The organism is Streptomyces sp. SM1 (assembly GCF_002910825.1).
GTDB lineage: Bacteria > Actinomycetota > Actinomycetes > Streptomycetales > Streptomycetaceae > Streptomyces > Streptomyces okerensis.
The window spans coordinates 1-414 of record NZ_NEUB01000266.1; the positions used below are offsets into that span (position 1 = coordinate 1).

Annotated in this window: 1 pseudogene; it reads left to right on the top strand. The window is 77.5% G+C overall.

Annotated elements, in window-relative coordinates:
• Positions 1-230 precede the first annotated feature (230 nt).
• A pseudogene (locus tag B9S61_RS06255) lies at positions 231-414 on the top strand (hypothetical protein); the annotation flags it as partial.

Genomic DNA, 414 nt, shown 5'->3' on the forward strand with positions numbered 1-414 from the left:
CCGGCTGACCGGCCGGGCCCGCGTGGTCGGTACACGCCCGGTCCGGCCGGGTAGGACCGGGCGAGCGGGCGGGACCGGGCAGGTGAAGCAGGACCCGGCCAACGGGCCGGAAACTGGTCGGACTGGCCGAACTGGCCAGAACCGGGCGGGACCGAGCCGGTCCGGGCGGGTCGGTTGGGTGGTGTGGGGCCGGGTGGACCGGGCGGGATCGAGCAGGGACGGGAACGGACATGGGTGAACGGCAGAGCGACGGTGGGCCGGCCGGCCGCCGGCGTGCGCACCCCGAGGGCATGTCGCCCGCGGCGCACCCCGAGGGCACGCCGTCCGCGCGGAGCGGTACGGGCACCGTTCCCGTCGGCCTGGAGGAGCTGCTCGCCGCCGCGCTGATCCGTGACGTACTGGACGCCGGCGCCG